Here is a 15,256-nt window from a genome sequence, read left to right on the forward strand (position 1 = left end):
ATAAATAAATGCCTTATTGAAAACAGTAGTTTTAGAAACTGACTGCTTTTCAGTAGGGCATTTTTTATTGCAAAAATGGAGGTGTCGTATGAATAGTGAAAGCATTTTATTTATTCCACCATAGAGAGGAAAAGAGCAAATAGTAGAATTTACAAAATTTTTTAGGAGGACAATTATGAATTTAAATTACGAAGAATTTAAGGAAAGAATTAAGGATGACATTAAAGATTATATGGATGAAAAATACAAGGATTGTGAAGTTGTAATCAGAAAAGTTAATAAGACCAACCGTGAGGTTGATGGCTTGAATATGTTGGACATACCGGGATTAAAAAATGCAACACCAACATTGTATGTAAATGACTTATATGAGAAATATGAGAAAACAGGTGATTACGAGGAGATTGCAAGAATGGCAGCAGAAACAATGGAATATGGAATTAAGTCATTTAACAGTCAGATTAAGGAAGAATGTTTGGATACATCAAAATTAAAAGACAAGGTTTTCTTTTCTCTAATAAATGCTGAGCAGAACAGGGAACTGTTAAATACTGTTCCACACAGAGAATTTGAAGATTTGGCAATAGTATACAGATGGAATATTGGGTCAGATTCAATGGGAACATATACAAATCTTGTTAACAATGATTTGGCAGAAAAAGAAGGTCTTACAGAGAATGATTTATATAATGCTGCAAGTAAAAACACAAAGGAGTTATTTCCGGTATCAATTAAGAATATGAATGAAGTCATTGGTGAAATGATATTTGGTGAGAGTGGAATTGATGAAGAAATGCAAAAGGAGTTCAGTGAAGTGATGCAGGAAACACCTGATGAAAATTGTATGTATGTCATTACAAATGAAAGTAAGTTGTTTGGCGCAGCATCAATGTTATATGAAGAACCTATTCACGAATTAGCAGAAAGAGTTGGCAGTGACTTATATATTTTACCTTCAAGTGTTCATGAAGTTATTGCGGTGTCAGCAGATTTTGGCTCACCAGAGGAGCTTGCTGAAATGGTTTATGAAGTAAACATGGAACAGGTGGACATTAACGACCGACTTTCAAATCAGGTTTATCAATATGACAAGGATTTAAGGACTTTAAGACTGGCAACAGACACAATAAACAAAAGTCTAAATGATGTGGACCTTGGGGCAAGAGAAAACACAGAAAGAGGTGGAAGATAGTCGTAGTGGATTTTGAAAAGAAATTAGAGGAGATAATAAAGAGTGAAATTTCAAAATTAAACAAGGATGAAGAGTTTGTCGTTAAAATTGAGGTGGTAACAGATGGAAAAGATAAATCAGGTATCGATTAGGCTTGTTAATGAGCGACCTCTGTTATCTGAAGAACAACTTACTTCTCCTGAAAAGGTGGCAATGGTAGTTGGAGACTATATAAGGGATTTAGACAGGGAAGCATTGTGTGTAATCAATTTTAACAGCAAGCTTCAACCTATATTTACGATTGAAAGTAGAAAATTCTTTGCTTTTGGTGGGGCAAGCAGTCATGATATTTCAGATGGCATTTTATGCCCAGATAACTGGAAAGAAAAAGCTAAAGAATTAGAAAGACAAGGCAAGTATGGGTTTAGAGTAAAAGATATTAGCTGGTGGAAAGAAGAACTTCCAACAGAGGAAGAAATGAAACATGGAATGGATGTATTAAAAAGAAATAATAATATAGTAGATTATATTATCAGTCATAGTCCTAGTACATCAGAATTATATTTGATTGGAGGCGTAGGATTGTATGAGACAGATGTTTTGACTAACTATTTGGAAGAAATTAAGGCAACTACAAATTATAAAAAACATTTCTTTGGACATATGCATGTTGATCAGGCTATTAATAGCGAAAGTATTTGCTTGTATGAGCAAATCATTAGAATTATTTAATTAACAAATAAGTTTTATTAGATTAACGATTAAGCCAATACGAGTAAAATAATTTCATGTAATTAAGATTAACGTTATTTAACTAATCAAAACTCCTTTTTGCACCTTATATGAGAATATGATACAATGACTCCAGATAAATAAAAATTTGTGATAAGGAGAAGCACAATGGAAGAAAAAACAATGGACAATGTAGCAGAAAACGAAATAGAAAAAATGGAAGATTTAGGACAGGCATTAGAGGAGTCTTATGCACATATGGGAAATGGAGAGTATGATACAGATACTTTGTTGGCATGGGAAAAGATTAATGAATATAAGGAGGCAGGAACTATTCTGTCGGTTACGATTTCTGGAATCGTAAATAAAGGTGTGATTGCTTTAGTGGAAGGTGTGCGAGGATTTATCCCGGTTAGCAGATTAGATATTAATCATGTGGAAGATACAAATGATTGGTTAGGCAGAGATATTAGAGTTCGTGTTATTGAAGCGGATATGGAAAAAAACAAACTCGTTTTATCAGCCAGAGAAATTCTTCGTGAAGAAAGTGCAGCTGCCAGAAAGGCGCAGCGAGAGATGGCTGTTTCAAAGATAGAGGTTGGTTCTGTTGTTGAAGGAAAAGTAGAATCTATTCAGCCATATGGTGCTTTTGTAGACTTAGGAAACGATGTAACAGGTTTGGTGCATATTTCACAGATTTCCATGGATCATATTAAATCTCCAAAAGAAGCTCTGGAAGTAGGACAGATTGTGAAGGCAAAAGTCATTAAAAATGATGGCGGAAAGATAAGTTTAAGTATTAAAGATTTGTTGGAAGAAAAAAGAATTCAGGAAGAAGAGGAAATAAAAAACAACATGCAGGAAGTGGAAAGTATTGGAACTTCTTTAGGAAGTTTACTTAGTGGATTTAAATTAGATTAAATTTCAATTTTGAAATTGAGACGGTAATCTTAGCATGATAACTTCTAAATCAATATATGAGTGAGGTGTTTATTTATGGAATTACCTGACAAAAAATATAGAATTTTAGATATATTTTATATGGGGATTAATGACAAATATTTTCAACTCAGGAGTTATCCTACAAATATGATGTATCTAAAAAAACAGTATCAAGAGACATAAACGAGATTAGAAGCTTTCTTTCTGAATACAGAGACATAATCGGAAATGTAGATATTGTTTATGATAGAAAAAGAAAAAAATATCATATGAATATTATGATTAACCAATTATAGGGATATAGGTAATAATGTTAATTGATATATATATTAGACGATTAAAAAGTTAATATTAGGCGTTCTATGGTGTAATAGCTTCATAGAACGCCTTTTATTATGTTGAAGATGATGAAAATACGGTTTTTAACTTAGAAATGCAAACGACAAAATATGAAGAACTACCTAAAAGATCACGATATTATCAGGATATTATTGATTTAAACCTGATTGAAAAAGGTGAAGCATATGATATACTTAATACAAGTTATGTAATTTTTATTTGCACTTTTGATTTTTTTAAAAGCAATAAAAGTATGTATGAATTTGAAAATATATGTATTAATAAGCCGGAATTAAAATTAAATGACGGAACGCATAAAATTTTCTTAAATACCAAGGGAGATAGAAGCGGCATAAGCAAAGAGTTGAAATTATTATTAGATTATTTCGATGACAAAGAACCGGAAAGCAAACTTGCTAAGAAAATTGATAAGAAAGTGTTTGAAGCCAAAAGAAATGACCAATGGAGGCGAGAGTATATGTCATATCAGATGGAATTAAATCAGCAGTATAGGAATGGAAAGGAAGAAGGAAGAAAAGAAGGAATAGACGATATGAGTAAGCTGATAAAAATGCTAATATCAGAAAATAAATATGAAGAAATTGAAAAGGCAGTAAATGATGAGGAATACCAGAAGGCACTAATGAGAAAATACAGAATAACTAAATAGAACAGTGAACATAAATAAAATTTGGAGGAATTAATATGGATAAGAAGGCAATTTATAACTTGACTTATGGGGTATTTATGGTATCCACTAAGGCAGGGGATGTGGTTAATGGATGTATTACAAATACATGTATTCAGGTGGCTAATAATCCGGTTAGAATAGCCGTGTCGGTGCTTAACAGTAATTATACATGTGAATTAATTAAAAAGAGCGGAATTTTAGCAGTTAGCATTTTAGATAGTGATTGTACGTTTGAGTCTATAAAGCATTTTGGTTTCCAATCAGGAAGAGATGTGAACAAGTTCTCAAATATTACACCACCAACTGATAATGAAGGAATTCCTTATCTTGGATGGCAGTCATGTGCAGTTATAAGTGGTAAGGTTGTTGAAAAGCATGACCTTGGAACACACACTTTGTTTATTGCAGAAGTTACAGATGCAAAAGTTTTAAGTGAAAAAGAACCATTGACTTATGCACAATATCAAAATGAAATAAAACCAAAGCCTAAAAAGGATGATGAAAGTAACGGAAGAAAAATAGTAGGCTGGAGATGTAAAATCTGCAATTATGTATATGAAGGAAGTGAGTTGCCTAAAGATTATGTATGCCCGGTTTGTGGACATGGCGCAGATGATTTTGAACCAATTTACGCTTGATAGAAAGATGTTGATTTTGTGGTAGCATAATATAAAATTGCGAGAAGAATAAAAATAAGCATATTCTAACTGACGTTAAAATATGCTTATTTTATTATATAGGGTAAGAACTTGTGCATAAAACTTTACTTTTTGCTTTTGTGTATAAAAAACTAAACAGTATTTATTTTATTCAGTCATGTCAAAGGTATTATTACCCGGAAGTGTTACAGAATTAATATCATTGAGATTTCCAATAACTCCGGTGAATACAGTGTATTTAGAACGCTTGCCACCATTTTCCACAGAATCAATCTGAGAAATAACCTTAGGCGAGATTTCTTTACCTTTAATATTTAATGTTGCAATACCGGTATTAAGTTCATCTATTACATCTATCAGTGGTAAAGTGTTTTTTTCACCTTTATGGTATGAATAGTAGATTGTGTATTCAATAGGTGTGATAATTATTTCATTAATATAAACCTTTTTGTTATTATATTTTTCGCCTAAATCAATTTCCCTATTAAATGTTTTTCTGAGTTCTTCAGTACCATGTTTTAAATCCCATGATATTTTCCAATTGCCATTTACAAAAGTTTCATCTTCAGAATAAACTGTATGACCTGTAGCGTAAAAAGATTTTATTTCCATAGTAATATTTTCAAAATCTAAATCACGTTCATTATCAACATCAAAACCGTAAGTGTAACTTGTATCATCTGATTTATAATGATTAGCATATCCTGTTGCCCATGACAGACCAACTTGTTTACCATTAGATTTTGTACAATAAAAATCAACGTCCATAAAGACATCAACCAAATCATAGCCCATATCTTCTACAGTTTTTTCCCATTTTCCATAATCAACCTTAAAATAAACGTATGCAATATTATTGTCAGCTACAGTTTCCACAAGTTCGACGGAAATACCTTTATCTTCACACTTAATGTTTTTTAAATTTGAATCAGTATAAATAGTGTCATATCCGTTTTTAATAAGATATTGTTCATGTGTTTCTTTCTCTGTAGTTTTAATAACCTTATTTTTAACGTGTGAATCCATATGTAAAATATAGTTAATTGCATAAACACTGCCATTTGATAATAAAATACAGGCTAGTGCAATAGAAGCAACTTTAAGTAATCGCGGATAAGAATGTTTCTTTTTTGTATCCTTAACAGAATTTAATATTTTGTTGTCGATTTTTTCAGATGTTTTAATTTCATCATATACTTTTTTATATTCATTAACATCCATACTGTTTATCCTCCTCTAAATTCATTTTTAAGAGCTCACGTCCTCTTTTTAATCTCATTTTAATTGCTGATTCTTTACAGCCAAGTATTTCACCAATTTGCTTACAGGAATATCCTTCGTAATAATGCAGATACATTGGAGCTTTACATTTGTCAGGGAGGTTTAGAACCATTTGCAGTAAATCATTATATTCTGAAGAAAATGATTCTCCCGGTAAGTCTTCATGATTAAAAATATCTCTTTTCTTATTCCAAAATAATTTCAGGTGATTTTTGGAGAGATTAATTGAAATTCTAATGAGCCATCTTTTTTCATGTTCATCTGTTTCAAAAGCTTTGTTACTACAATAAAGTTTTGTAAAAACTTCCTGCAAAATATCTTCAGCGTCATTTGGATTTTTTACATATGTGAAGATTATTCTGAAAAGAAGATCCTTGTACTTGTAGTATTTCTCTTCGAATTGCTGAGTACTCATAATTTGAATTGTTTCTCCTTTCACCTTATATACAGTCGGGAAGCGGTAATGGTCAATTTTTAAATAATAGAAAATTTAAATAATAGTTAAATAATAAAACTTAAGCTTAAATAATATAACACATATATTTTACGCGAAAAAGAAGATTACTAGGGAAATAAATTGCTATTGAAAGTGAGCGATGGTAATATATTATGTAAAATAAAAATCATACTTATATAAACATGATGGCTTTATACGATTAGAAAATTAAAAGAAAATCTTATGATTTGGAATAAATAGTAGAATGTCGGTTTGTAAAGGATAATTTTGGGTTGCTTTATCCGATGACAGAGTAATTGGTACAATCGGACTCATGTTGAAGGAGAAAAATTGTACTGTTTTGAAAAAATTTTTTGTAGAGAAGGCGTTTCGTTCACAGAAAGTAGGACTTTCATTATACAATGAACTTTTGAAGTATGCTAACAGCAAAGGTATTGAGCATATAATTTTGGATACACCTGCGGTTGCTCATATCTCACATAGGTTTTATGAAAAAGCTGGTTTTAAAAGAATTAATTCAGAAGAACTACCAGTACCATATTCCTATCCGGACAGGGATAGCATACTATATCTGTTGAATCTATAAAGTTATGTTTATAAGTATTTTGTCAAATCAAAAACTATACACAATTATAAGATTAGAGGAGAAAGAATATGCAGGATTGTGGATTTACAAGAGAAAATAAATGGTTTAGATATCGTGCAGCAGCAATAATAATTGAAGAAGGTTGTGTGCTATTTGCAGGAAATGAAATAGACGATTATTATTACTCAATCGGTGGTGGAGTTCATGTTGGAGAAACATCTGAGCAGGCAGTAAAAAGAGAAGTGCTTGAGGAAACAGGTGTAGAATATGAAATTGAACGCCTTGCAGTTATTCACGAAAATTTCTTCAATGAAAATCAGGGAACTTTAAAAGGAATGGATTGCCATGAAATATCAATGTACTATTTGATGAAGCCTAGAGGAACAAAACAGCTTAATAGTGATAGTTATAGCCAGGGAGTAAGAGAAACAATGCATTGGATACCAATAAAAGATTTGGATAAATACAAAGCATTTCCAACTTTTCTAAAGGAATATCTTAGTAAGGAACATTCAGGAATAGAGCATATAATTACGGATGAAACAAAAACTGGATTATTATATTGAAAAGGTAAACCAGGGAAATTAGTCTCGTAAAAACTTTTATATAAGGAGAAAATTTATATGATAGGTTTAATAGTAGCCCGTTCAAAAAATAATGTTATTGGAAAAAATGGAAAAATTCCGTGGAAAATAAAGGGAGAACAAAAACAATTCAAGGAACTTACAACAGGAAATGTTGTAATAATGGGACGAAATTCATACGATGAAATTGGTCGCCCGCTTCCAAATAGAGAAACGATAGTTATTTCGAATACTAAAAAATATATAGGTGAAAATCTTCATACAGCATCTAGTGTAAAAGAGGCTATAGAATTTGCAAAAGGAAAAGATGTATATATAGCCGGTGGCTATGGAGTATACAAAGAAGCCATACAACTAGTGGACGTAATGTACATTACTGAGATTAATATAAATGTAGAGCAAGGGGATGTCTTTTTCCCAGAATTTGATGACAATAATTTTAATATATCTATTGTAGAAACATCTGAAAATAATGAACTGTTTATAAGAAAAATTTATAGAAGAAAGAATAAGCAATAGTAATTTCCAGTTTTATTAACGATAATAAGGAATTAGACGGGTAAATTTTAAAATGTTAGAAGAGATGGAAAATATTAAATATGGAAATTTAGAAACTGCAATGTATTATTGTGAGAGAAATAAAATAGGGAAATGGATAAATCGAAGTTTATAAAGGAGAATATTGATGAAACTATTTTTATGTTCGCATTTTTCAAGTGTAGGAAGTCTGATAAAGGAAGAAATTGAAAATAAGAAAGTCGCATTTATTCCAACAGCTTCGCTGCGTGAAGGCTACACCGGTTATGTCGGTTCGGCTCGAAAATTATTCAAAAAGTTGGGAGCAATCGTAACTGAAATTGATATTTCAACGGAGGCTTATTCAACGATACAGTCTGTTTTTGAAGATTCGGATGTGATATATTTTACCGGCGGAAATTCTTTTTTCCTTATAGACCAGCTCCGTAAAACGGGAACGGATGAGCTGTTGAAGAAAGAATTGGCAAAGGAAAAACTGATGATTGGTGAATCGGCAGGTGCGATTATATGCGCTCCAAGCATCCAATATATCGAGCAAATGGATGAAAAGCCGGAGGACTACTCCCAAGAAGATGATGCAGGGCTTGATTTGATTGATTTCTATGTTCTTCCGCATTATCTTACAGCACCATTTAAGAAAGTTACCGAGAAAATAATGACTGAGTTTTCGGATTTGAATCTATGCCCAATTAACAACCGGCAGGGAATTGTAATTGATGGTGAAGGTTCAAAGGTTATTTGCAAAGACTAATTTGAAAATTCCAGTTTATAAGGATATTTATTAATATAGAAACAAATGATATTACAGAAGCACGATATGAAGATAAATGGCTGTCACATTTAATGGACAATTTTTGTAAAATTATTGAAACCACAAAAGATAGCATTCCTGATGTAGAAAATATTAATGAAAAAGTAGCATAAAAGTGATCTAATAGTTATTAGACAAGGAGACAATGTTTATGCATTATGAGATGTAAGACATTAGTGAACGGAACACAAAAATAAAATAGAGAAAGGAGATGTGTATGAGCAAAATCAAAAGGCATTTTAAGATGATGATTGGTGGCTTTCTGTTTTTTGCAGTTTTTCTTATTGGAATGAGATGTATGAGAGAGTCTGTCTATGCACTGGGAGATGTGTCAAGATATCATACAGAATTTATTAATCAGGCATGTCCAAATATAAAAGTAATAGGTAGGGCATATCTGGTTGGTCCTGACAATGTGGCACATTGGAAAAATCATATTGCCATGGATGTAGTACCTGCAGGAACAAAGATTCAGGGTAAAACAGTAGATCCTAAGTATCTGCCACAGGACAATATTGAAAATTTAAAGGTGCTGTATTCAAGTGTTATAGGATATCAAAATTTCACATAGATTAACGGTGCGTATCTGGAAAGTGAAACAGCTAATTTACAGGTAGTAGAATATGATAAGAATACTGTTACTTTTTGGAGTAATGGATATAAAAGTTTTACAGGAGCACCTGTTATGTGTGCCCAGTATTTATTACAAGCTTCACATCCACCTGGATTTTATAGAACATCCAGAAGCAATGTCTGGATTGATCTTGACAAAGAATATAACCGTATACCGGAAGGCACAAACATTACAAAGGTTGCTGACGGAAAGGTAACATGTGGATTTATTGGGATTAGTCCAATACCGGGAACAGCAGATAGTGGTGATGTATATAGAGTAGGAATAAATCAAAAAATATATATAGTTACTACGAGAAGACTTTATTCTAATACATCAGATACAGATGATTTGTATTACAAAGTTATATTCCAGGGGGACAACAGTACCAACTATTTAATGAACGGATATGGTTACTATTATGTAAAAAGTAAGTACATAAACCTTTACAAAAATGGAACAGAAGTGCCAGAGGGCGCTGTAATGAAAAAAGTTTATAACTTGAAAACATTAAAGGAAATTGGTGTTAGAAAATCAAAGGATGAGTCGAATGATGACAATGTTGTAGGACTCCTTCAGGCAGATGCAGAGATAGAAACGTTGCCAAATGAAAGTGATTCAAATTGGACCACGGTATGGTTTAACAGTGAAAGAGCTTATGTTAGAACACAATATCTGACAGATGTAGAGCTGGTTGAAAATAAAACTAAAGTAAAAAATCTTTTAGTAAGCAATGTAAAAAATAATCAATATGTATTGTCATGGTCGAAGTCTTCTGGATGTACAGGTTATAACATTACATATACCGGTATAGGGAAAAACTCGAAAGCTTTCTTTAAAAAGACCGATTATAAGAAAACATCAATTACTGTCAAAAGATCTTATTTTAAAAACAACAGAAATACTATTCTGGTGAATATTGCAGCAAATTATAAAACAGGAGCAACCGAAGCTACACAGATAGTTCTTTCGTTGGACAACAGGCCACCAAAGATGAAAAAGAAGCATCTTAACATAAAGAAAAAACAGATATCCTTTGAAAAAATGGTGATACCTGTTGATATTGTTCAATATTCAACAAATAAATCATTTAAGAATGCTAAAACTGTATGGGATAAAAAGGGTGGTGGACTTAGGGCAATTAAAAAGCTAAAGCCTAACACAACTTACTACATAAGATATAGTATTACAACTGACGTATCCACTCTAAAAGGATATAAGAAAATTGGTGGAATTTGGTCCAAGACGATAAAGGTAAAGACAAAAAAATAATACTATTTAACCGCAAAATGAAATTAAATAACAAATTTATTTCCATTAAGAGTTTCATAGTTGTCGATATGGCAGATTTCAATGTGGTCACCTTTCCATCCGATATCACAGTCACTATTAAATTTAATAGTAACTTTAAAAATAATCACCTTCAAGCTATAATTGAAAAGATATAGTTTGAAGGTGATTTTATATGGCTAGATAAGGGATATAATTGAATTGGCTGAATATGGAGTGATTGTTGAAAATAATCCAGTTGTAGTTGATGAAAATATTATAACGTCGTATTGTCCTCAAACAGCGCCTAAGGTGGCGTTTACATTATTATAAATGTTAATAGGTAAAGAAAAAACATATGAAGTAAGAGTGGCAATGGGACATAAATAAAAAACATACTTTTATAAACATGAGGGCTTTATATGATTAGAAAATTCAGAGAAAATGATTTACCATCAATTATGCAAATATGGTTTGATTCAAATGTAGAAGTACATAGCTTTATTCCAGAAAAATATTGGATGGATAATTTTGAAATGGTTAAGGATATACTTCCTCAGGCGGAAATATATGTATATGAAAATTTAGGAAAAATAAGTGGCTTTATAGGATTAAACAAAGATTATATAGAAGGAATTTTTGTTGAAAAGAATATGAGGTCAAAAGGTATAGGAAAACAGTTATTGAATTATGTTAAGAAATTAAAAGAGGAAATGCATTTAAGTGCGTACCAAAAAAATTACAAAGCAATTTCATTTTATCAAAGAGAAGATTTTGTGATTCAGTCAGAAAGTATTGATAATGATACAAATGAAAAGGAACTTCTTATGAGTTGGAAGAAATAGTAGAAGGTTGGAAGGACATACTTGCTCTTGCATATATAGGAACATATCAGAAATTAGATACCAATCAGTGGTTTATTACAGGCGGTGGATTAGAAAGTAATGAAAGGCTGAGTCAATGCTGCATATGAGAAATGGCAGAAGTAGCAAGGCACATATATATAGACTTCCATATGCGGTAGAGGTTTATAAAAATGGATTAGTATCAAAGATAATAGTGTCAGGTGGACGCAACATCGGAAATGCAAATATGGTTGAGGCTGACTATCTTAAAGAAAAAGCAATTGAGTTTGGAATTAAAAAGAAGGATATTTTGGTTGAAAACAAGGCAATGACTACTTGGGAAAATATGAAATTATCGCGAGAATTGATGATTAAAAATAATTTGCTTGGCGAATGTACAAACATTGCAATCGTGACATCTTCTTTTCATATGAGACGAAGTATTATGATAGCAGAAAGAGTTTTTAGAGATGATGGTGTTAATATAGTTTCTTTGCCTGGTGAAGATAATTCTACAAGAAGAACAACCTGGTTTACGAATGAAAAAGGACGAGTTAGAGCGATAGGGGAAGTAGAGAAGATAATAGATTATGTTAAAAAAGGGAAAATTGACGATTTTGAAATTATATAAAAAATAGAGTATTTATAAAAGTGTTGTTAGATTAAAATGTATAGTGGAGGTAATCAGTAATGGAAATCTGAAAACTAGATAATAAATTTGGAGGTTTCAGATGGCAAAAAAGAAAAGAGAACATATAGTATTTGATCAAATGTTAAAACAAAAGAAGAATATTCCATTTTCAATGGTGAATAAGGAAAATACTAAAAAGAGAAAAAAGAAAGCGTTTAAAGGAGGCAAATCATTAAATGAAAACAATAGCAATTGCAGCTGTGACAGCAGGCGGAAAAACAACTATAGTTAACGAATTGAAAAAGCAAATCGCAAATACTAAAGTTTTGCATTTTGACGATTATTCTTTTGAAGGTGAAGTTGATAATTATTATGAATGGACGAAACAGGGAGCGGATTATAATGTGTGGAATCTGAGTCCGTTGGTTAAAGATGTCATTGATATAAAAAATTCAGGCTGCGATTATTTGTTATTAGATTATCCTTTTGCATACTGTCACGAAGGTTTAAGGGAATATATTGATTGTGCAATTTTTATAGATACGCCATTAGATATTGCGATGGCTAGAAGAGTTTTGAGAGATATGAAAAATGCTACAGGAGACGAGATTCGACAAGACATGGATACGTATCTTAAATATGCCAGAGTTGCGTATATTCAAATGTTAAAAGATGTTTTGCCAGCATCTGATTATGTGATAGATGGGACGAAAGAATTAGATGAGAAGGTTGATGAGATAAAAAAGATAATTTTGTCACTTTAGAGTTTTATTATAAAATTATGACCATGGTGGATAATTTTCAATTTGAAATGAAAAAATTAAGAAAGTGCAGGTTTTTAGCTAGTATGAAAATAATTACATTTGAAGAAAAGTATAGAGATGACCTTATTTTTATGATATTGGAAGCAAAAGATGCATTGGGAAGAGTTCCGGGACTGAATGAAGATTTGTTAGATATCCAAAAAAGTTATATGGATAAGGGCGGAATGTTTTGGATTGCCATAGATGAAAATGACAGAGTTATTGGAAGTGTGGGTGTGAGAATGATTGATAATTCCAATGAATGTTATATTCATCGTTTGTTTGTGAAATGTAATCAAAAACACAACGGCATAGGAACTAAACTTTTGACTACCGCAGAAGAATACGTTAAGAAAAATGGAAAAGATGCTACGCTTGTACACTTAGGTAAACCTAAAGAACAATGGTTTGAGTCATGGAAGTTTTATCCGAAGAATGGTTATGTTGAAATTGAAGATAGTATTATGAGAAAAGAACTTTAATCTATTATTTGTTTGACGATAGATTGTTATTAATTGCATCACATGGAGAAAAATATGCTAGACCAATTTATAGAAGAATATGTGCCTGTGATGCTGGAAGAATTGAGAGCAGTAAAAAAAAATAAATCTATTCTGGTAGCAAAAGATTATAAATGGAAAAGAGGGAAGAGATGACTGAAGTAAATTTTTATGATGAAGTAGATGATTCTTTACTTGAATTTACTGTTATTATTTCAAAATCTAATGGTAAATGGGTATTTTGCAAGCATAAAGAAAGAGATACATTTGAAGTACCGGGAGGACACAGAGAAACCGGTGAGAAAATTGAAGATACTGCAGTAAGAGAATTAAAAGAAGAAACAGGAGCTGTAGATTTTAACATAAAACCAGTTTGTGTATATTCAGTAAAAGGAAAAACGCGTGTAAATGAAAATGCAGCAAAAGAATCTTTTGGAATGCTTTATGCAGCAGAGATTTTTTCTTTTGAGGAGATACATAGTGAAATCGAGAAGATAGTTTTAAGCGATGACTTAATACGTCAGTGGACATATCCTTTGATTCAACCTAAGTTAATTAGCGAAGCAAAGAAAAGAGGTTATCTATAAGAGCAGAGCAAATATATGTAGAACTCCAATTTGGATATTGCAAAATCACATCCTGAAACACAGATAGAGGAAGAACATTTTGTTATTGAAATATATCCTATTGAATTGTAGTGGGTAATGTAAACAATTAAAATTAAGGAGGTTCTACAATGGCAGAACTATGGGATGCATACAATAAGAATTTTAATAAAATAGAAAATAAGACATTGATTCGAGGCGAATCCATTCCTGATGGAGCGTATCATCTTGTAAGTGAAATAGTAGTAAAGCATACAGATGGCTCATATTTACTAATGCAACGTGATTTTAGAAAACATCACGGTGGAAAATGGAAATTGACTGCAGGAGGTTCCGCGTTACAAGGAGAGGATGAGTTAGAAGCAGCAGTTAGAGAATTAAAAGAAGAAACCGGCTTAAGCGGTGAAATGAAGGAGATTGGGCGTGCTGTTCGTCATGACCACCATTCATTTTATGTAGTATATTTGTGTGAGGCGGATTTTGAAAAGGACTCGATTGTTTTACAGGAAGGAGAAACAATTGGTTACAAATGGGTAGACAAGGAAACAATGTTTAAATTGGATGGGAATGAGCTAGCCTCAAGCAGAACGTTGGAGATTGTTAAAAAACTAGATTTGTAATTGATTATATTATGTAGTGAACATACGAGAGTAAAGGAATATAAGATAACGGAGTATTTATGAAATACACAATAAAAGAAAATCAATTGAATTATGAAACATATTATACACTTAGAAAATCAGTAGGATGGAATAATTGGAGTAAAGAACAGGCGGAAAAAGCCTTGGAAAATTCATATTATTCAATTGTAATTTTTTATAATGATAATGCAATAGGAATGGGAAGAGTTGTTGGTGACGGCATATATTTTATTATTGTGGATGTTGTTGTCAGACCTGAATATCAGGGTAGAAAGATAGGTACAACAATCATGAACTCAATTTTAGAGTATATTGAAAAAAATATGTGTGAGGGAAGTCGTGTAAGTGTACAATTGTTGGCAGAAGTTGGAAAGGAACAATTTTATATAAAACAAGGATTTAAACTTGTTCCACATGAGTATTGTGGCCCGGCGTTGAGAAAGATTATATATAAGAAATAAATTCTAAAAGAGAAAAAATTGGGTAATTTTTTATTGTATATAATTGGCAAAAATTGTATGGATTTGTTTTTGACAAAAAATAGATACCTGTATAAAAA

At 31.7% G+C, this 15,256-nt stretch carries 20 protein-coding genes and 3 pseudogenes; 21 read left to right on the top strand and 2 right to left on the bottom strand.

Features of this window, described 5'->3' with window-relative positions; all coding sequences use genetic code 11:
• Nucleotides 1-175: 175 nt before the first annotated feature.
• The 6 genes and pseudogenes from DWX29_RS04555 (at nt 176) to DWX29_RS04580 (ending at nt 4,513) form a co-directional block, all read left to right on the top strand.
• Nucleotides 176-1,192, top strand: coding sequence for a DUF5688 family protein (locus tag DWX29_RS04555; protein WP_118565261.1), 1,017 nt, complete (start codon nt 176-178; stop codon nt 1,190-1,192).
• Between the two features lie 5 nt (nt 1,193-1,197).
• Nucleotides 1,198-1,323, top strand: coding sequence for a hypothetical protein (locus DWX29_RS13025; RefSeq protein WP_022088052.1), 126 nt, complete (start codon nt 1,198-1,200; stop codon nt 1,321-1,323).
• Nucleotides 1,295-1,903 carry a hypothetical protein gene (locus tag DWX29_RS12775; protein ID WP_022088051.1) on the top strand — a complete coding sequence of 203 codons (609 nt, stop codon included), beginning with the start codon at nt 1,295-1,297 and terminating at the stop codon, nt 1,901-1,903. The genes DWX29_RS13025 and DWX29_RS12775 overlap by 29 nt, the downstream gene beginning before the upstream one ends.
• A gap of 168 nt (nt 1,904-2,071) precedes the next feature.
• Nucleotides 2,072-2,824 carry a S1 RNA-binding domain-containing protein gene (locus tag DWX29_RS04565; RefSeq protein WP_243053229.1) on the top strand — a complete coding sequence of 251 codons (753 nt, stop codon included), beginning with the start codon at nt 2,072-2,074 and terminating at the stop codon, nt 2,822-2,824.
• A 424-nt stretch (nt 2,825-3,248) separates the two neighbouring features.
• A pseudogene (locus DWX29_RS04575) lies at nt 3,249-3,854 on the top strand (Rpn family recombination-promoting nuclease/putative transposase); the annotation flags it as partial.
• A gap of 35 nt (nt 3,855-3,889) precedes the next feature.
• Nucleotides 3,890-4,513, top strand: coding sequence for a flavin reductase (locus DWX29_RS04580; RefSeq protein WP_022088047.1), 624 nt, complete (start codon nt 3,890-3,892; stop codon nt 4,511-4,513).
• Nucleotides 4,514-4,681: 168 nt separating this feature from the next.
• Here DWX29_RS04580 and DWX29_RS04585 read toward each other — a convergent pair whose 3' ends face one another.
• Both DWX29_RS04585 and DWX29_RS04590 read right to left on the bottom strand, forming a co-directional pair.
• Nucleotides 4,682-5,755 carry a DUF4179 domain-containing protein gene (locus DWX29_RS04585; RefSeq protein WP_118565263.1) on the bottom strand — a complete coding sequence of 358 codons (1,074 nt, stop codon included), beginning with the start codon at nt 5,753-5,755 and terminating at the stop codon, nt 4,682-4,684.
• A complete protein-coding gene (locus DWX29_RS04590) occupies nt 5,745-6,230 on the bottom strand; it encodes a sigma-70 family RNA polymerase sigma factor (RefSeq protein ID WP_022088786.1) in 486 nt (161 codons plus the stop codon). Before DWX29_RS04590 ends, DWX29_RS04585 begins: the two co-directional genes overlap by 11 nt.
• Nucleotides 6,231-6,549: 319 nt before the next feature.
• On the opposite strand from DWX29_RS04590, the pseudogene DWX29_RS04595 reads away from it, so the two are divergent.
• The 15 genes and pseudogenes from DWX29_RS04595 to DWX29_RS04665 form a co-directional block, all read left to right on the top strand.
• Nucleotides 6,550-6,858 (top strand): annotated as a pseudogene (locus DWX29_RS04595) (GNAT family N-acetyltransferase); the annotation flags it as partial.
• Between the two features lie 68 nt (nt 6,859-6,926).
• The gene (locus DWX29_RS04600) at nt 6,927-7,424 is read left to right on the top strand and encodes an NUDIX hydrolase (protein WP_022088785.1); all 498 of its coding nucleotides are present in this window, start codon (nt 6,927-6,929) and stop codon (nt 7,422-7,424) included.
• Nucleotides 7,425-7,481: 57 nt separating this feature from the next.
• Nucleotides 7,482-7,904: pseudogene (locus tag DWX29_RS04605) on the top strand (dihydrofolate reductase); the annotation flags it as partial.
• A gap of 223 nt (nt 7,905-8,127) precedes the next feature.
• Nucleotides 8,128-8,730, top strand: coding sequence for a Type 1 glutamine amidotransferase-like domain-containing protein (locus tag DWX29_RS04610; protein WP_118565265.1), 603 nt, complete (start codon nt 8,128-8,130; stop codon nt 8,728-8,730).
• Nucleotides 8,731-9,007: 277 nt separating this feature from the next.
• The gene (locus tag DWX29_RS04615; protein WP_022087857.1) at nt 9,008-9,361 is read left to right on the top strand and encodes a hypothetical protein; all 354 of its coding nucleotides are present in this window, start codon (nt 9,008-9,010) and stop codon (nt 9,359-9,361) included.
• 114 nt (nt 9,362-9,475) lie between these two features.
• Nucleotides 9,476-10,675: a hypothetical protein gene (locus DWX29_RS04620; protein WP_118565266.1), complete on the top strand. Its 1,200-nt coding sequence runs from the start codon at nt 9,476-9,478 to the stop codon at nt 10,673-10,675.
• 419 nt (nt 10,676-11,094) lie between these two features.
• Complete coding sequence (locus DWX29_RS04635) at nt 11,095-11,517, top strand: N-acetyltransferase (protein WP_117910462.1); 423 nt, start codon at nt 11,095-11,097, stop codon at nt 11,515-11,517.
• Complete coding sequence (locus DWX29_RS12640) at nt 11,505-11,645, top strand: hypothetical protein (RefSeq protein ID WP_158574501.1); 141 nt, start codon at nt 11,505-11,507, stop codon at nt 11,643-11,645. Before DWX29_RS04635 ends, DWX29_RS12640 begins: the two co-directional genes overlap by 13 nt.
• Complete coding sequence (locus DWX29_RS04640; protein ID WP_118565267.1) at nt 11,633-12,148, top strand: YdcF family protein; 516 nt, start codon at nt 11,633-11,635, stop codon at nt 12,146-12,148. The genes DWX29_RS12640 and DWX29_RS04640 overlap by 13 nt, the downstream gene beginning before the upstream one ends.
• Before the next feature lie 100 nt (nt 12,149-12,248).
• Nucleotides 12,249-12,440 (top strand): hypothetical protein, encoded by a 192-nt coding sequence (locus DWX29_RS12550; protein ID WP_117910460.1) that lies wholly within the window; start codon nt 12,249-12,251, stop codon nt 12,438-12,440.
• Nucleotides 12,385-12,912, top strand: coding sequence for a hypothetical protein (locus tag DWX29_RS04645; protein WP_117910459.1), 528 nt, complete (start codon nt 12,385-12,387; stop codon nt 12,910-12,912). Before DWX29_RS12550 ends, DWX29_RS04645 begins: the two co-directional genes overlap by 56 nt.
• An 83-nt stretch (nt 12,913-12,995) precedes the next feature.
• Nucleotides 12,996-13,433, top strand: coding sequence for a GNAT family N-acetyltransferase (locus DWX29_RS04650; protein ID WP_117910458.1), 438 nt, complete (start codon nt 12,996-12,998; stop codon nt 13,431-13,433).
• Between the two features lie 170 nt (nt 13,434-13,603).
• Complete coding sequence (locus DWX29_RS04655) at nt 13,604-14,038, top strand: NUDIX domain-containing protein (RefSeq protein ID WP_118565268.1); 435 nt, start codon at nt 13,604-13,606, stop codon at nt 14,036-14,038.
• Nucleotides 14,039-14,187: 149 nt separating this feature from the next.
• Nucleotides 14,188-14,676, top strand: a complete 489-nt coding sequence (locus tag DWX29_RS04660) for an NUDIX hydrolase (protein ID WP_118565269.1) — start codon at nt 14,188-14,190, stop codon at nt 14,674-14,676.
• Between the two features lie 59 nt (nt 14,677-14,735).
• Nucleotides 14,736-15,158 (top strand): GNAT family N-acetyltransferase, encoded by a 423-nt coding sequence (locus DWX29_RS04665; protein WP_118565270.1) that lies wholly within the window; start codon nt 14,736-14,738, stop codon nt 15,156-15,158.
• The last annotated feature ends 98 nt before the right edge of the window (nt 15,159-15,256 follow it).

The organism is Eubacterium sp. AF19-12LB, assembly GCF_003479125.1.
GTDB classification, from domain to species: Bacteria; Bacillota; Clostridia; order Lachnospirales; family Lachnospiraceae; genus Eubacterium_U; species Eubacterium_U album.

Excerpts from the sequence above, each read along its gene's own strand:
- DWX29_RS04585 (WP_118565263.1), bottom strand. The coding sequence starts at position 5,755 with ATGGATGTTAATGAATATAAAAAAGTATATGATGAAATTAAAACATCT.
- DWX29_RS04610 (WP_118565265.1), top strand. The coding sequence starts at position 8,128 with ATGAAACTATTTTTATGTTCGCATTTTTCAAGTGTAGGAAGTCTGATA.
- DWX29_RS04615 (WP_022087857.1), top strand. The coding sequence starts at position 9,008 with ATGAGCAAAATCAAAAGGCATTTTAAGATGATGATTGGTGGCTTTCTG.
- DWX29_RS04555 (WP_118565261.1), top strand. The coding sequence starts at position 176 with ATGAATTTAAATTACGAAGAATTTAAGGAAAGAATTAAGGATGACATT.
- DWX29_RS04655 (WP_118565268.1), top strand. The coding sequence starts at position 13,604 with ATGACTGAAGTAAATTTTTATGATGAAGTAGATGATTCTTTACTTGAA.
- DWX29_RS04565 (WP_243053229.1), top strand. The coding sequence starts at position 2,072 with ATGGAAGAAAAAACAATGGACAATGTAGCAGAAAACGAAATAGAAAAA.
- DWX29_RS04640 (WP_118565267.1), top strand. The coding sequence starts at position 11,633 with ATGCTGCATATGAGAAATGGCAGAAGTAGCAAGGCACATATATATAGA.
- DWX29_RS04645 (WP_117910459.1), top strand. The coding sequence starts at position 12,385 with ATGAAAACAATAGCAATTGCAGCTGTGACAGCAGGCGGAAAAACAACT.
- DWX29_RS04620 (WP_118565266.1), top strand. The coding sequence starts at position 9,476 with ATGTGTGCCCAGTATTTATTACAAGCTTCACATCCACCTGGATTTTAT.
- DWX29_RS04635 (WP_117910462.1), top strand. The coding sequence starts at position 11,095 with ATGATTAGAAAATTCAGAGAAAATGATTTACCATCAATTATGCAAATA.
- DWX29_RS04600 (WP_022088785.1), top strand. The coding sequence starts at position 6,927 with ATGCAGGATTGTGGATTTACAAGAGAAAATAAATGGTTTAGATATCGT.
- DWX29_RS04580 (WP_022088047.1), top strand. The coding sequence starts at position 3,890 with ATGGATAAGAAGGCAATTTATAACTTGACTTATGGGGTATTTATGGTA.
- DWX29_RS12550 (WP_117910460.1), top strand. The coding sequence starts at position 12,249 with ATGGCAAAAAAGAAAAGAGAACATATAGTATTTGATCAAATGTTAAAA.
- DWX29_RS12775 (WP_022088051.1), top strand. The coding sequence starts at position 1,295 with ATGGAAAAGATAAATCAGGTATCGATTAGGCTTGTTAATGAGCGACCT.
- DWX29_RS04650 (WP_117910458.1), top strand. The coding sequence starts at position 12,996 with ATGAAAATAATTACATTTGAAGAAAAGTATAGAGATGACCTTATTTTT.
- DWX29_RS04590 (WP_022088786.1), bottom strand. The coding sequence starts at position 6,230 with ATGAGTACTCAGCAATTCGAAGAGAAATACTACAAGTACAAGGATCTT.
- DWX29_RS04665 (WP_118565270.1), top strand. The coding sequence starts at position 14,736 with ATGAAATACACAATAAAAGAAAATCAATTGAATTATGAAACATATTAT.
- DWX29_RS04660 (WP_118565269.1), top strand. The coding sequence starts at position 14,188 with ATGGCAGAACTATGGGATGCATACAATAAGAATTTTAATAAAATAGAA.